Source organism: Mesotoga sp. H07.pep.5.3, assembly GCF_002752615.1.
GTDB lineage: Bacteria > Thermotogota > Thermotogae > Petrotogales > Kosmotogaceae > Mesotoga > Mesotoga prima.
This window is the reverse complement of the sequence record NZ_AYTV01000012.1, coordinates 282,252-297,967: the sequence shown is the minus strand read 5'-3', so window position 1 is coordinate 297,967 and position 15,716 is coordinate 282,252. Positions and strand designations below refer to the sequence as shown.

Here is a 15,716-nt window from a genome sequence, read left to right as displayed (position 1 = left end):
GAGGAGGACACGACTTTGATACACTCTAGACCGCAAGTCGTGGTCAGTAGATGTCTCGGATTCGATACCTGCAGATACAACGGCCAGATGATTCCAAGCAAATTCGTCAAAAGGCTGAAGAAATACGTCCAGTACTTTACCGTGTGTCCCGAATTCGATATCGGACTTGGGGCACCGCGAGCCCCTGTAAGAATGGTAAGAAAGTCAGATGGAATAAGGTTAATTCAACCTTTGACAGGTAACGATGTTACAGAGCGTCTTACAGATTACTCTCACAGGTTTCTCGATGGTTTGAGCGGAGTTGACGGTTTTATTCTCAAATCTGCATCGCCAACCTGTGGCATAAAAGATGTGAAAGTGTATCCCGGGGCAGGTAAGATAATGTCATCCGGTAGAGACTCTGGTTTTTTTGGAGGAATTGTTATTGAGAGGTTCAACTTCCTCCCAGTTGAAGACGATGGAAGGCTATCAAACTTCATAATAAGAGAACACTTCTTGACCAAACTTTTTACGGTCTCCCGATTCAGAGAACTCTCAAATAATCTTACCAGGAAAGGGCTGGTGGATTTTCAATCTGACAACAAGCTGTTATTCATGTCGTACAATCAAAAAGAAATGAGGATTATGGGTGCGATTGTGGGGAAGATGGATTCCAGAGATATTAGAGAAGTCTATGACGAGTATTCCTCTCATTTCTACAAAACGATGTCAACCCCACCAAGACACACCTCTCATATCAATGTCTTGATGCATGGACTGGGTTACTTTTCAAAGTACATATCGTCTTCGGAAAAGAGATTCTTTCTCGATACACTCGAAAGATATAGGGAGGGAAAGATTCCGCTGAGCGTCCCTCTATATATTTTACGTTCTTACGTCGTTGCATTTGAAAGCGAATATCTCGCGCGGCAGACTTTCTTCGAGCCTTATCCAGAAGACCTCGTCGAAATAACGGATTCTGGAAAGGGCAGATCAGGAAAATGAGAGCAGATAGGGCCCACAAGTTGAATAAGAGCAATGATCGACGCGGGAATTTTGTTTTATACTGGATGCAAGCTTCACAGAGAACTGAAGAGAATCATGCTCTTGAACTTGCTAAACAAGAAGCGAAAGAACTTGATGTTCCACTTGCTGTGCTTTTCGTTCTGAACGCTAATTACCCCTCAGGAAACCTGCGGAGTTTTTCCTTCATGTTCGACGGTTTGAGAGATGTGAAATCGGAGCTCGAAGAACAGGGAATCCGCTTCGTGATTTTTAAGGGAGATCCGGTCGATATAGTCCCCAAAGTATCTAAACGTTGTGCTCTGGTGGTAACAGACGTAGGTTATCTACGACACCAGATAGACTGGAGGAAGAGGATCGCTGAAAAACTAGAATGTCCGTTTCTTTCTGTTGAAAGTAACGTGGTAGTTCCTGTAAGAACGGCAAGCTGCAAAGAAGAATACAGCGCAGCGACTTTCAGGAAGAAGGTTATGAAGCATTTTGCTGAATTCGTAAATGATTTCGAAGCTGTGGAACTAAGATCCAGAGCTTCGCTTGCTGAATTTGAAGGCGCTACGGGTATTGAAGACGTTGATCTTTCCGACCTTGACCAGAGCGTTTCCGTTGTCTCCGATTTCCATGGGGGGCAGAAAGAAGCCAAGAGAAGACTTGAAGTATTTCTCTCGAAGAATTTAGACCGGTTTGAAGAAGAGAGAAATGATCCGAATTCCGGTTGCCTGTCAGAAATGAGCCCCTTTCTTCACTTTGGACACATTTCACCTTCTTACATCGCACGAAGAGTAATTGATTCCTGTTCAAAGGGAAAAAATGCATATATCGAAGAACTGGTGGTCAGGAGAGAACTGGGCGTTAACTTCGTCTTCTATAATTCCAAATACGATTCCTTTGAAGCACTGCCTCAGTGGGCTCAGAAGACTCTCAATGAACACCGGAAGGACAAGAGAGTTCGATCCTTCTCACTTTCCGAACTTGAAAGCGGTAAGACCGATGATCCTTACTGGAATGCAGCTCAAAAGGAAATGTCTCTTACCGGGAAAATGCATGGTTATATGAGAATGTACTGGGGAAAGAAGCTCCTTGAATGGAGCTCCGATCCCGAAAGCGCTATTTGCTCGGCAATATACCTTAACGACAAGTATGAACTGGACGGACGGGACCCAAACGGATACGCCGGTATCCTTTGGTGCTTTGGAAAACACGACAGAGCGTGGTCTGAACGCGAGATCTACGGTAAGGTCAGATATATGAACTCAAACGGTCTCAAAAGGAAATTCGATATCGATTCCTACGTCAAAAGAATCGATAATCTGTCATTCGACAGAAAGTGACGAACTGAAAACTTCAGTATCAGTTACTCTTTCATCTTTCATTACTTCCAGTTCAACTATTAAGTCATAAGTGCCTGGGACAAGGCCAAGAATCTTGATCGCCTTTCTTGGGTATGTGAAGGCCTGAGTAACAAATTCCCCGCTACCCGGTGAGTGGAGCGTGGCGTATACTTTTATGGTTCTAGTCTCAATAAGGAGAACGCTTGTCACTTCTATCTCATATCCTCCTGTAGGTTTTTCTCCAGCTTGTATTACCAGGACCGGTTCGCCTGATATTACTGAGGTTTCTCTGAACCCTTTTTCTTCCACAACACCAATCAAAATTCCTGCTTCAATGCTCCTCTCTATCTCCACTGCAAGGCATTCATACTCAAGCTTCTTCACCGCATCCTCCAAAACCGATTCATAGTCAAGTACTAATTCCATTACGGACAACGAATACCCTCTTTCAAATGATAACAAAAACGGCTTCATTACAAAATAAAGCCCCTGTCTAGCCAAGGAAACTATCTTCTCATAGCATTCACCATTTACTTTCAGCTGAATTGATGCCTCCCGTTCCTGCTCTTCGCTTTCAGGATCGAAGAGCCAACCTGAAGCAATAATCACAACTTTATTGGAATCACTTGCAGAAAGAACGGAGAAATCAACGCTCTTTGTTCTACTTCCTGTGCTTTCATCGAGTACGAGCGGCTCGTAACTTGAAAGCTCCGTGTAGTCTACCTGAAAAGCGACCAGAAAAGGGGAAAGAAGAACAATGGCAATGAACACAATAATCAACTTCTTCATATTTCACCTCCTTCTTGTAAGACATGCAATTTCGCAGATTTGTTTGCACAGGTTAATTCTGAGCCGCTATAATTCAAAGAATCGTCTTCAACGCCTCAAATAAGCCATGAGTATCCTTCTGTATTTACCTTCAGAGATGTATCTTTTTAATAGGAGCAATCGCTCCAATTAAATGGGGAGGTGTTTAGATGAACAGGCGTTTAGTTTTTGTTCTTTTAATGGTCCTTCTTTCCCTTTCGATTCTTGTTGCCAACACGATTGAATTGGAGTTCTGGACTCACGAAGACCCAAACAGAACTCCGCTTGAGGAACGTTTCATTGAGGAATTCCAGAAAATGTACCCAAACGTAGTTATCAAAAGGGTTACACAGTCTTCCTCCAAGATACAAGAGCTCATACTGACGGCTTTCGCCGCTAATCAGGGTCCAGATATCTTCAACATGTCAATTGAAGACGAATTTGCATACATTGCTAATGGAAGAGTCGCTCCCGTTGATTATGAAGCCGCAGGTTACAAAGACATGGAGGATTTACTGGCATCATTCCTTCCCGGAACTCTAGATCCTGTGAAGTATGAAGGCGAGATTTATGGGCTTCCTCTCGAAATTACCAACTGGTGCATCTTGCTTAATAAGAAAGTATTCAGAGATGCCGGTCTAGATCCGGAAATCGACTACCCAAAAACATGGGAAGAGATGATGGAAGTATCTGAAAAGCTCACAATAAGAGAGGGTGAGATAATTACCCGTAGGGGCTTTGATTTCAGGTACCCGTACTATCTCGTAGCATTCATGCCATTGGTCGAGCAAATGGGCGGAAAACTCGTAAGTGACGACGGAAAGACCGCGATTATAAATGACGAAGCTTGGCTAAACTTCCTTGACTATATGGCAGAATGGGGACCGAATGGAAGAAATCTCGGTTCTCCAACTTACAAGAATGCCCGCAGTTTGTTCAATATGGACAACAACGACATTGGTATGTGCACAACCGGTCTATATCAACTCGCGAGAATAAAGGCCGACAATCCGGAATTTTATGACAGTGGAGAATTCATGGTCGTTCCCTTCCCTCAGTTCGAAGATGCTGTAAATTACGTGCCAGCCCATTATTATGGACACTACTACATGGTGAACTCCCAGAAACCAAAGGAGAATCAGGAAATGGCCTGGAAGTTCATCTCTTACATGCTGAGTCATGCAGAGGAGTATCTTGAAAAGGTTGCAATCATAATACCGACAAACGAACTACTGGAGTCAGAGACGTTCAAGAATTATCCATATTCAGACGTCTTTATCTCCGATCTTGAAAAATCGACGGTTGTGTATTTCTCTGAAAGCTCAGCAAAGATTCAGTCTCTAATAAAGGAAGCTGTAGAATCTGTTATGCTTAGCGGAACAAGCTCTCGTGATGCACTCGATACACTGAGAAGAAAGGTTCAAGAGGTTTTGGACGATCAGTATTGATTAATTTGCCCGCCACGCGGCGGGCAAATTCCTTTCAGAAAGGAGTGAGCCTTACCTTTGAGACGTGTTTTTAACAGGGGCATAGAACACAAAAAAGCAAGGTGGGGCTGGTTATTTGTGATCCCATCGCTTGCCTTTTTTGCCGTCTTTTCTTTCTATCCAATAATTAATGCTTTTTACACCAGCCTTTTCAGAAAAAGACTCCTAGATCTGCGGCCCCCAAAGTTTATAGGCTTTGCAAACTATGAGTATCTTCTCAAATCGCCCGATTTCTGGAATTCAGTCAAGGCAACCTCTATCTTCACACTGGGAACGTTCATTCCAATTGTGGTATTCAGCCTTCTGCTCGCGGTCTTTATCATGTCAAGGCGAAGGTTCCAAAAGTTCTTCCAGATAGTGTACTACTCACCGGCCGTCCTTTCTTCAGTAGTTGCTGCAGCCATCTGGTTGTTGATATTCGATCCGCGAGGTCTGGCGAATACCACCATGAACACTTTGCTCGGAACCGTCGGCAAAGATTATAAGTGGTTGGCAACGGCGGGAATGGTAAGGTTGTCGACAATCCTGGTATATTTCTGGAAGTACATAGGTTACTTCACGATTATTTATATTACGGGATTGGCATCCATACCTCAGAGCCTACACGAAGCGGCACAAATCGATGGTGCAAACGGCTGGAAGGACTTTTGGCACATCACCCTCCCTTTGCTGAAACCGACAACCGTTCTGGTGTCGATCATGTCTATGCTTCAGTGTCTGAAAACATTCAGCACCCAGTATCTCTTCACGCAATCGGGAGCTCCCACCCAGCCAATAAACGTAATAACCCTTAACATATACAACACGGCGATCAGAGACCATGACATTGGCAGAGCAAGCGCCATGAGTATTATCCTCTTCGGCATAATGCTCTTCTTTACCTGGCTTCAATTCAGAGTAAGCAAATCAGGTGGAGAAGTCGACTATTAGGAGGTGTCTTGTGAAGACAATTCGAAAACAATCCGTGGTTGTTGATGTCTTGATATGGGCCTTCCTTATAGTGACAGCCATCGTGATTCTTGCACCCATAGTCTTTATGTTCACGGCCTCGCTTATGCCCTCGAAAGATATCCTGAAGATGCCGTATTCCTGGATCCCGAAGGATCTCTACATAGATAATTACTGGCAGGCAATAAGGGGGAATGATGGCAGTTTCATCTACCCCAGGAACATACTCAACTCATTCATAGTTGCGGGAGCTGTTTCACTTTCTACCGTATTCCTTTCCGCGTTAACGGGATATGGTCTGGCTAAGTTTCCCTTTAAAGGGAGAAATCTGGTGTTCCTTTTGATCATGGCTACCATGATGATCCCCTTCGAAGCCATTATGATTCCTCTGTATCTCGTTGCAACATCACTCAAGATCCAGGACTCATATGTCGGACTGATACTCCCCTTTATGGTTAATGCTTTTGGAATATTCCTGATGAGGCAGTATTTGATAACGTTTCCCGATGAAATAATTGATGCCGCCAGAATAGATGGTTCAGGCGAGTTTAGCATCTTCTGGAAGATAATACTGCCAAATAGTGCTCCGGCAGTTGCTACACTTGCTATCCTTACATTTCGAAGTCAGTGGGACAACCTGCTTTGGCCTCTCTTGATTTCACAGAGTGAAGAAATGAAGACAATCCCACTGTACATTGTGAAGTTTGCCATGGAGAAACACACTAACGAGGGAGCGATGATGGCGGCTGCAGCAATAGCGAGCATTCCCATGCTGATTCTCTTTCTTGCGCTCTCTAAGTATTTCGTCAGTGGAGCGTCTCTTCATTCATCGAGAAAGGGGTGACCTAGGAAGTACCTAGCCTCAACAAGTCCAAAAAAGCTGCCTTTAAGGGAAAAAATCTCCTGAGAGGTGTTTCTGTCAATTACGGCGACCGAATCATCAAGCCGACATACGAGGAGCTTATTGTGGTTTTGCCAGTCAACTATCGGCACTGCCTCTCTTAATTTGTCGTTTACGATGTGTCTTTCTTTAAGAGATAAGTCGTCTGTGTCAAAAACCAGTATTTCATCAACCCTCGAGTCGACCACAAACAAATCCCCATCACTAACTGAAACATCCATTGCGTAGCCAACCTTAATTTCGGCTTTCTTGACGAGCGCAGAGTCACCAATTTCAAAAGTCATTACTCCTCTTTCTCCTGCTGCAACATAAAACGAGTCTTCCCAGGCTGCAATGGCGTTTACTATTACTCCCTCTTCCAGATCACTCACATACCTGGGATAAATGTGATCGATTAGCTCGAATCCCTTCTCCCCTCTCCGAATCACGAAAAGCCCATCAAGCTCGCTTCCAACCAACAAGTAGTCATCCAGGTACGCTAGGGAGTTTACCCAGCCTTTCAGTGGTATTGTCTGAATGTGTTTATAAAAGGACGATCCATAGAACTTAAAGACTTCTACCCCGTGTGTCCCGTCGGCTACAAAGACTTCCAGTCTCTCAATATTAACTTCGATTGCTTCGCAATGAAAAGTATCAACCACCCTATAACCCTCCGGTTGAAGAGCGGGAATCACCGCAAAGCCTTTGTCTCTAAGGACATTGAAGATCAGTTTACCGGCAACTATTCCTCCACTCGATAACGAGGTGACAGGTATGACTCTCATATTCCACTCCTGATTCCCGGCAATGACTTCGACTAGACCGATAAATCCAGATCCAATGTAGAACCCACTAGCGAGTGAAATAGAAAAGAAAAAGAAAACGATCCCTAAGAGAATCACTCTTCTCATTTTTTCACCCCCAAGATTATTCTAATGCACCATCAAATAAACAAGGCTCCTATCTAACGACACAAGACTGACTTTTTGGTGGTCTCAAGATTGGAAATTAGATTTTTCCCCAGAAGAAACAAGTAATATAATTGAATAGAGAGGTGATCTTATGAGTAAGAAGGAGTTCCTTAAAAGGATTCTTTCAGAAGGGCGAAGTGCAGACGAGATAGCCGATCTCTTTGGAATTACCGCCGAAAGGTTAGAGAATTATCTCGAAGACCCTTCACGGTCGAAGCTTGCCGTCGCAGAGATCAAGACTGAGCTAAGAAGGCTGGAAAGCTTGCCTCTGGAAACAAAGGAAGACATTCTTCTCTTCTCTTTCAGAGTTATACTGGAATCGATAAACTTTCTGTTCTCCGATATTGAAAGAGCTGCTTCAGATAAAAGAGAAGAGAGACTGCCGTGCCTGATAAGGAAGCTCATCGATGGAGCATACCTCCTTCTCGCGATTTCCAGACTCGAGAAGGTCGGTAAGAATCTCTCATCGATGAAGTTCGACGAGAGATTCTTGCGAGCATGCCAGAATAAGGCACTAGTAGTCGATAGACTAATGGATCTTGCCGAGCTGATAGATCGGGAAATTGAGCGTTAGCCTTTCCTTTTGCGATCCTCCAATCGGTTTCAACAAGTGTAGTATAATCTTCTTGGAAGTCACTTTAAGTGAGGGATATGTTTTGTCTGATTCTCGTCAACGGGAATTCATTTCATTTTTATCGGCCGAAGATGTTATCGAAAAAGCCAATGAGAGTCTTGAGGGTAAGAACTGGAAACCGCTAGCTGAGACCTCAAATGCTGCATTGATTTCTTTGAAGACTCCACTGGTCGCAAGTTTCTTCAAGAAGTTCTTTGAGACCAAGTACGCTTTCATTTACAGAAGTGTAGAGGATGAATTGATCTCCTCGAGTTCAGAGAAGCTCTCTGATCTTGTCGACACTCTGTTTCAAGCGGCAACTGAGCGACAGACTCTAGATGATAGTTTCTTCGTTTTTTTGGACTACTTCAAGGAGGCTCCTCAAATTCTAGAAAAGATCGTACTTCACTATTCCTCTTTGATCGCGGATAAATCCGACTCTCTCTTAACGAGTCTAAGAGAACTCAAGAATTTGCACGAAAGGGTGCGGAGAAGGGCCGATCAATTTGGACTGAATCTCGCTTTGAATGAAATTGTTTCGAGGTTGTTTAGCCTCGAATGCCCATTACTCCCTATGCTTGAATCAGATCTTGTTGATTTCCTTTCAAAATTCCCTCCCGATGAAGATGGGGCTTCTAAATTCCTGGACAATCAGATTGGGCTTGCTGTAGGTGAATACGATGAAAGTAGTGTGGAGGTTCAGCTTTCGAGATTGGAGACTATAATCAAAGAAATAAAGAGATATTCTTTAACCTTCATGAAATGGCTTACCGTTCCCGATAACCTCTTCGTTTCATATCTCGAAAAGGGTTTTAGAAGATACGGGACAATTGCAACATGGCTTGAAGGTATAAAGGAAGCGAGGACCGAGTATGGACTTGGTCAGAGTCATTGGGAACAAGCAAGAAGGTGGTATTTCGAAAAGATATCTAGCAGAATTCTACCCTCTTTTCAGAAGGCAATGGCTGGCTGGGCTTGCTGGACGATTATTGAAGAACGACAGATAAAGGACCCTTTAGCCCATGCGGGCGAAACTATGCGTTACTCTGCTAGAAGGAGCGAGTTTAGGATTATCAAATGTGAAGAAAGCAGCGGCGTTTTTGATCTATGTTCTGTCGACGAATTGATGATAACTTCGTCGGGTCTCAAGAAGGGTGAAAGAAGCTTTCCGTTCAACTCTATAAGAACTCAGCTAGAGGAGTTGAGGCTCTCTCGCGAAGCCTTTTTGGACAGCAAAGATGCAATTTTTGTCGGATATACTTGGAAGTACTTACTTCCCGGTGGGGGGCCAGACAAGGAGGCCAAAAACAACGAGCGAATAGAGTGCTTCAACTATTACTGTGTAACAGTTTCGGCAACGGGTTTCGGTGTCCCTTTGATAAAGCTGTTTTTTGCAAGAGAGGAAAGCGCAAGAACTTTCATTGAGTTCTTGAAAGAAGCGCGGATAATGTCTTCGTGGAAAGAGTATCCGCAGAATGGGCTCCCCGCTCCGCTAAAAGCAAAAACAAAGAATCGATCTGAGTCTGAAGACCAGATTAATCCTGGAGAGGCTAACCATAAAACAGTCGGGGAACTCATAATACGAAATATGGTCGAAGAGAGTGACGAATCGGAAATCGAAGAGACAACAGAGGTTTCAGCGGTCCCTATATCTGCAGAATTGCTTGAAAAGATCAACTCTCTTCATTACGAACTTGAATGGTCAACCAAAAGGATGAATGAGGTAGAGTGGACATATTTCTTTCCGGAGAGGGAAAAAGAGGAAGAAGAAATAAAAACTGAAAATCCTGTACAAGAAGAGATTACTGGATTCAGAGAGCTTGAAGTAAAAATAGAAGCCCTGTCGGGGAAAACAAAAAGAACTGTCTGTAAAATCCTTTCATGTGAACCCGAAAGAGAGTATTCGCTTCAAGAACTTGGGCTAACATTCTGGAGTGTCTTTGTAGTGGCACCTAAAGTGACAAGTGGCGGTAAACCCCTTATAGAAGTTATTAGTGGTGATGTACCCAGGCTTGTCTGGGGAAACAATTTCGATGAAGAAACTAGGGAACTGCTGAAAGCGAGGTTCGCATCAGATGATTGACACAAAGCTGAAAGGAGTTTTCCGTGGATTACCATCCGATGTTTGAGGCCATAAGAGCCGGAACTGCCGTCCCGGTTGATTTCGTCACCGAGATACTCACAGGCCGAGAAAAATACGTTCAAGAGATTGAGAACGATATCAACTACATTCTGACTGGGAGAAGCAAGGTGAGAGTCTTTCTGGGAGAATACGGACTGGGAAAGACAACTCTTGCCAGATACGCGGAATACGTGTCCAGGGAAAAAGGAATGATGATATCCTGCCTTTCCGAAAAGGATTACGACACACTACACAAACAGGACGAATTCTTTAGATCAATAATGAAGAACATGACAATGGTGGGAATAAACGGGAATCCTTTGAAGATATTCCTCAGGGCCTGGGCCGAAAAGACGCTCGGCGAGCTTGAGGAACTGAGAATTCCGTCTGACGATGTGAACTCAGTGAGAGAATACCTATCAACGAGAGACAATTATGACCCCGATGGCATGTTTTCTCATTTCTGCGCCGCATATGTGGCAAGCGCTGGACAGGGAGCCCCTGGTGAAGAGTTTTATGCGTATCTCGTTGGAGATAGTGTTGACAAAAGAACGATGAAAAAACACGGCATATACCATTTTCTCCAGGATGATGGTTGGAACTTCCTGAAGTCTTTCACTTCTTTGATGGATACTTTACAGGTCCCAGGGCTGGTAATAATAATGGATGAGCTCGAATCCACAATGAACAGAAGAAGAGATGTAAGGGATAGGACCTTCAATCAACTAAGGGAAATCATCGACAAGATGTCTGCGGGGTTCCTCCAAAAGACTTACTTTTTGTGGCTTGGAACAGATGTTTGGTTCGAAAACAAGCATAGAGGAATCGCATCCTACCATGCGCTTTACGACAGGATGAAAAACATCTCCGGGGATAATAGTGGAAAGACCATTATCCTGAATCTAGAACCGTTGGGAAAAGAAGATTTGAGACAGCTGATCAGGCGGTTAAAGACGCTTTACGCCAGCTGCTATTCATACACTGCAGACTCGTCCTTCGAAGAGACCACACTGCAGTCCCTGGTTAAGCAGTACACAGGAATTGATGGAAAACTCAGACCCTCCGTTAGAGAAGTTGCCAAGCTCACCGTAGAGTTCCTCGATTCTCTCAGGCAAGGCAAAGGACAAGAAGGAAATGGAGACGCAGATTCAGTTAAAGCTGCTGATCAACTTTGGTGATTGATCCCAGACTAAATCAGAAGCTTGTGGATCTCTTCTCTTATAGATATCGCTGGCAGAGCTTGAGAGAGATTCAGAGCAAAACTATTCCCCCTGTGCTGGATGGAAAGAACTTGTTGCTGATTGCGGGTACGGCCTCAGGAAAAACGGAAGCAGTAATGATACCCGTAGTTAATAGACTACTTGAGCTTTCGGCTGGTCTGAAATGCATTTACTTCGCTCCACTGAAATCTTTGATCAACGACGTGGCTTCTCGACTTGAACTCATTCTGAGACCTTTTGGTATGGTAGTGGGGAAGTGGCACGGTGATCTCACAAAATCAGAGAAGTTCTCTACTGCGAAGGAGGCCTCCATACTCGTAACGACACCTGAATCAGTTGAAGGTATCTTTTTGAGTGAGAATATAGATTTGCTTTCAAAGGTAGAATTCGTGATAATAGATGAGGTGCATGCTTTCATCGATTCTCCAAGAGGCGCTCAGCTTGCTTCTTTAATGGAGAGAATTAAGATTCTCTCTGGCATTGATCAACAGAGAATTGCAATGTCCGCAACTGTTGGAAACCCTGAACTCCTTATGGAATGGCTTAGTGGGAGCTCAAACAGAGAATCCGAAATAGTAACTGACGACAGTAAGAGCAAGAGAACCATTGAGGTTCTCACGGAAGGAGAGATCTCTCCAGCCGAATACCTCGCAAGGCTCCTTGAGGAGACTGACGACAAGATTCTACTCTTTTCTTACTCGCGAGCGAAAGCCGAGGATTTTGCAGCTTCTGCAAAAGCGTTAGGACTGGCTATCCCGGTTCACCACAGTTCCGTATCAAAGAGCTTAAGGGTAGAGATTGAGGAGGAGTTTAAGAGGGACAAGAAACTGAGGGCTATTGTAGCCACTTCGACGCTGGAAATGGGCATAGACATAGGCGATATAGATAGGGTGATCTTTCTTGAGATACCTCCATCAGCGGCTTCATTCCTTCAAAGAGCTGGCCGTGCCGGAAGAAAGAAGAACAAATCCACAATATCCGTTTTCATAGAGGATCCTCAAAGTCTCTATAATCTTCTGGGAATACTCGATATGCTAGAAGAAGGATCCGTTGAGCTACTCAAGCCTAGCAGTTTTCATCTTCCTTTGCTGGGCCATCAGTTGATCGGCCTAACCAAGACTGCCGGTTCTTTGTGCAAGGAAGATCTTACAGTGCTCAAGAGAGCCTTCCCTTTCCGACAAATCGGCAGCGCGGATTTCGAAATCGTTTTGGATCACCTCGTTAAGGAATCCTTCCTGGCAAGAAGAGGAAATGCGATAACTTCGGGGGCTGCTACCGCCGAGATGATCGGAAGCGGAAAGGAAAAGATGGACTTTGTTGTCCTCTTTCCCGGGGGATTTGATTACTCCGTTATTTTCAACGGACACGAAATTGGAAAGATTCACCCTGCAGTTCTTAGCACTTCCTCTGACGATGAAGTCAGTTTTCTTCTCGGGGGAAGATCATTCCTTGTAAAAGAAGTCAGTCCTGCCAGGAAGACAGTTCATGTTGTTTTAGGTGACAGCGGCAAACCGCCTTCTTGGTTTGGAAGCAGTTCGTTGATGACAAAGGAGTTCGCAAGGGCCATAAAGTCTTCTCTGGCAGAGATAAAGATTCCTGATGGAGTAGTTCTCTCACAGGACGCTTCACAAACGCTTCTTGACTTCATCGATAATCACAGGGCATCATCTATTTCAATTTCTCTTCGAAACTCAAGAAAAAGTGTAATAATCGAAACCTTCGCGGGCGATATGTCAAACATCTTTCTCTCTCTGTGCATAAAGGCAGTTTCCGGTATCAAGAAGATTAGCTCTAGCTGGCACAGCGTAATAGTTAAGGACGGAATCGATATCGATGAGCTACACGAAATGTTGCTCGCGATTTCAAGAATGGAAGAAAATGAAATCAAAGGGATTCTCTCAACCTATCTCAGAGAAAACCCAAATGAGCTAAAGAAACTGTACGAACTCTTAGGCGAAAAACTCGATAGATTCGTTCCTCAACAACTCCTTGTAAAGTATGTAATACACAGATTCTTCGACTCCCCCTTACTGAAGGAACTGTCTGAAGCCGTAATGGTAACAGATGCTGACTCCTAAACCCCCTACAAGCAAAACACCCATTATGTAAAAGAGAAAAGGGGGCAATTGAACCCCCCAAAAATGAATCTAATTCAGTCCTCCTCGAAATCCTCTTCCATCTCCACAACTGAATCGTTGAGCCTTTCAAGATCACCTTTCAGTTCGAGGATCGATGCTTGAAGCTCGGGTAGACGTGCAATGATCTCGTCAAGTCCATCAACCCAGTCTTCAATGCTTGATCTTAATTCCGTCACTTCATCCTGTTCCATATCCGGCAGAGCCTCGGTAAGCTCCTGGACATCAGCATTCTCAAGTTCATCGAAAAGCTCTTCAACTAGATCGATGATCTTCTCTATGTTCTGCACCTTTGCCACTCCTTTCGGGTTTGACTTCTATACTGACAGATGTTATCACAACTTAGTGGAGTTTTGTATAGTGAAAGGAGCATGCTTTCGATCCTGAAGACTCTAGAATTACGCCTTCGTGATCAACCGATTTTTCCGTCGCTCTTTAGTCTTGCTCAAAAGCAACGAAAGAAATACTGATGATTTGGGAGATCTGAAACACAAAAAAGAAGCGGCCGAAACGGCCGCCTCTGAATTCAGAGAAATACAACTATCTCTCTGGGAAACCATAACCGATTGCTTCGTTCCACCAATCGGGATATGGTGAGGATTTGAAATTGACATATCCGAGTGCGTAGTTTCCAAGAAGCCTGTCACCAAGAAGTTTCCATTCTTCGTGCCATGCAACCGCGTTCATGAAAGCATAGTTGGAGACGAAATCTATGGCAGCTTCTGGATCCGTCTCATACATATCAGTAGCTATCTTCTGAACTTCCGGTGTAACCTTGTAGAGAACTTCCAGTTTAGGATCCCTGTAGTTCCTGATATCCTGGATCGCAAGGTTATAGTGAAGTTCGGCCATCTGCTGCACATAAGAGTTGACCCACCAACCGGAGTCTCTTCTGAACTCTTCGAATCTACTACCGGTCTCGTAGAACTTGGGAAGCTCTCTCATTATCGGCCACAATGGAACTATGTAGCTTGTATCGGGTGCGCCGTAACCGAACCAACTGATTCCTTTAAATGGTTCTGCATAGGCAGAGTTTGTCTCGCCTATGTGGACATAGCAGGTTCTGTGCATATTGATACTTCTCTCCCAAGAACCCGTCTTACCAGTATTGGCATATCTTAGAGGATCTCCCCAGGGGCCCGCAGCCAGTCCAGCTGTCAGGTCGTAATCCGTTCCCTGATAGTAATCACCCTTGATCGCAAAGATATCATTTACGGTGAGAAGTCTGTCGGGCTTAACAGAAAGCGGGAATCTCAAGTCGTGTGGGCTGAGTCCCAGAGAAGGAGCTGCGAGGTCGAATGCTCTCCACTCTCTTCTTGTTGCGTAAAGGCTGTCGTTCGGAGCGTAAATCTCGGCTATGTTGAATGGCTTGCCTGAGTTAGGATCATACCATCCCTGTTCCACGGCAAAGGATACTATGTTCGGGGAAGCCATAACGTTTTCTGTGTCTTCGAGATCTACTTCCATGATTCTTGCTCTATTTGCTGCAACTGTGAAGTGGTCACTTGGAATCCTTACACCAGCCCAAATATCTCTTCCGTAGAACTCAACGATCCAGGTCTCTTCGCCGTCGGCAACGGTCATTGTCTCTCCGCCGCCACCAACCGTGCTCCATCCATACTGCTCGACGAGATCACCCATGATCCTTACAGCTTCTCTCGCGGTCGCGGCTCTCTCGAGAGCAATATCATGTGCCGTCCAGCAGTCAATGATTCCCTTAGAGTCCGTCCAGAGAACCTTTCTTACTTCCTTGCCATAATCGGTACTGGTGTCTATACCAAATGTTGATTCACTTACGGCAACTCCTTTCTCGTTCATGAAGGAGTATCTTGAGTGGAAGTACTGATAGGTGTGAGGAACCTGAGGAATCTGTCCTATGAGAGTCCCCTTCGAACCAATGTTCACTTCGGGATAGTTGCCGTAATCGATGTAGTTGTGAGAATCGAGCACGATATCTCTCATTGAACCTTCCGGCCAATCCATCGCAGGGATAATCCACAGACGGAAATCCGCACTGGTTGAATCATCGTTGTGTGTAATGATAGTTGAACCATTAACCATTGCATCCTTGCCAACCCCAAGGATAGTACATGCAACGGCTGCACTTGCGAAACTTATCAATGCCACAATCAGAATTATTAAAACTTTCTTCATAAGAGTACATCACCCCATCTAGATTAGATTTGTTGTTGCTTTTGAAACA

The 15,716-nt window shown here is 44.4% G+C and carries 13 protein-coding genes; 9 read left to right on the top strand and 4 right to left on the bottom strand.

Going from position 1 to position 15,716, the window contains the following annotated elements:
* Positions 1–15: 15 nt before the first annotated feature.
* Together V513_RS05065 and V513_RS05060 are read left to right on the top strand one after the other, a co-directional pair.
* Complete coding sequence (locus V513_RS05065) at positions 16–984, top strand: YbgA family protein (RefSeq protein WP_099771925.1); 969 nt, start codon at positions 16–18, stop codon at positions 982–984.
* On the top strand, positions 981–2,330 hold the full coding sequence (locus tag V513_RS05060) for a deoxyribodipyrimidine photo-lyase (RefSeq protein WP_014730337.1): 1,350 nt from the start codon (positions 981–983) through the stop codon (positions 2,328–2,330). The genes V513_RS05065 and V513_RS05060 overlap by 4 nt, the downstream gene beginning before the upstream one ends.
* Here the strand turns inward: V513_RS05060 and V513_RS05055 are convergent.
* Positions 2,313–3,119 carry a protease complex subunit PrcB family protein gene (locus V513_RS05055; RefSeq protein ID WP_099771924.1) on the bottom strand — a complete coding sequence of 269 codons (807 nt, stop codon included), beginning with the start codon at positions 3,117–3,119 and terminating at the stop codon, positions 2,313–2,315. The two genes, V513_RS05060 and V513_RS05055, sit on opposite strands and share 18 nt — an antisense overlap.
* A 188-nt stretch (positions 3,120–3,307) precedes the next feature.
* Between V513_RS05055 and V513_RS05050 the strand changes: the two genes are divergently transcribed.
* From V513_RS05050 to V513_RS05040, 3 genes are read left to right on the top strand one after another with little or no spacing between them, the layout of a single operon-like run.
* Positions 3,308–4,585: an extracellular solute-binding protein gene (locus V513_RS05050; protein ID WP_014730335.1), complete on the top strand. Its 1,278-nt coding sequence runs from the start codon at positions 3,308–3,310 to the stop codon at positions 4,583–4,585.
* A 57-nt stretch (positions 4,586–4,642) separates the two neighbouring features.
* Positions 4,643–5,554, top strand: coding sequence for a carbohydrate ABC transporter permease (locus tag V513_RS05045; protein ID WP_099771923.1), 912 nt, complete (start codon positions 4,643–4,645; stop codon positions 5,552–5,554).
* Between the two features lie 10 nt (positions 5,555–5,564).
* A complete protein-coding gene (locus V513_RS05040; protein WP_014730333.1) occupies positions 5,565–6,416 on the top strand; it encodes a carbohydrate ABC transporter permease in 852 nt (283 codons plus the stop codon).
* Here V513_RS05040 and V513_RS05035 read toward each other — a convergent pair.
* Positions 6,395–7,363: a hypothetical protein gene (locus V513_RS05035; protein ID WP_099771922.1), complete on the bottom strand. Its 969-nt coding sequence runs from the start codon at positions 7,361–7,363 to the stop codon at positions 6,395–6,397. The genes V513_RS05040 and V513_RS05035 overlap by 22 nt on opposite strands.
* A 151-nt stretch (positions 7,364–7,514) precedes the next feature.
* Here V513_RS05035 and V513_RS05030 point away from each other — a divergent pair, with 151 nt between their 5' ends.
* From V513_RS05030 to V513_RS05015, 4 genes are all read left to right on the top strand, one after another.
* Entirely contained in the window at positions 7,515–7,997 is a 483-nt protein-coding gene (locus tag V513_RS05030; protein ID WP_014730331.1) for a hypothetical protein, read from the top strand.
* Between the two features lie 82 nt (positions 7,998–8,079).
* Positions 8,080–10,119: a hypothetical protein gene (locus V513_RS05025; protein WP_099771921.1), complete on the top strand. Its 2,040-nt coding sequence runs from the start codon at positions 8,080–8,082 to the stop codon at positions 10,117–10,119.
* A gap of 23 nt (positions 10,120–10,142) precedes the next feature.
* The gene (locus V513_RS05020) at positions 10,143–11,336 is read left to right on the top strand and encodes a BREX system ATP-binding domain-containing protein (protein WP_014730329.1); all 1,194 of its coding nucleotides are present in this window, start codon (positions 10,143–10,145) and stop codon (positions 11,334–11,336) included.
* On the top strand, positions 11,333–13,456 hold the full coding sequence (locus V513_RS05015; RefSeq protein WP_099772283.1) for a DEAD/DEAH box helicase: 2,124 nt from the start codon (positions 11,333–11,335) through the stop codon (positions 13,454–13,456). The genes V513_RS05020 and V513_RS05015 overlap by 4 nt, the downstream gene beginning before the upstream one ends.
* A 74-nt stretch (positions 13,457–13,530) precedes the next feature.
* Here V513_RS05015 and V513_RS05010 read toward each other — a convergent pair whose 3' ends face one another.
* Both V513_RS05010 and V513_RS05005 read right to left on the bottom strand, forming a co-directional pair.
* Entirely contained in the window at positions 13,531–13,803 is a 273-nt protein-coding gene (locus tag V513_RS05010; protein WP_006492119.1) for a hypothetical protein, read from the bottom strand.
* A 250-nt stretch (positions 13,804–14,053) separates the two neighbouring features.
* On the bottom strand, positions 14,054–15,667 hold the full coding sequence (locus V513_RS05005; protein WP_099771920.1) for a dipeptidase: 1,614 nt from the start codon (positions 15,665–15,667) through the stop codon (positions 14,054–14,056).
* Positions 15,668–15,716 lie beyond the last annotated feature (49 nt).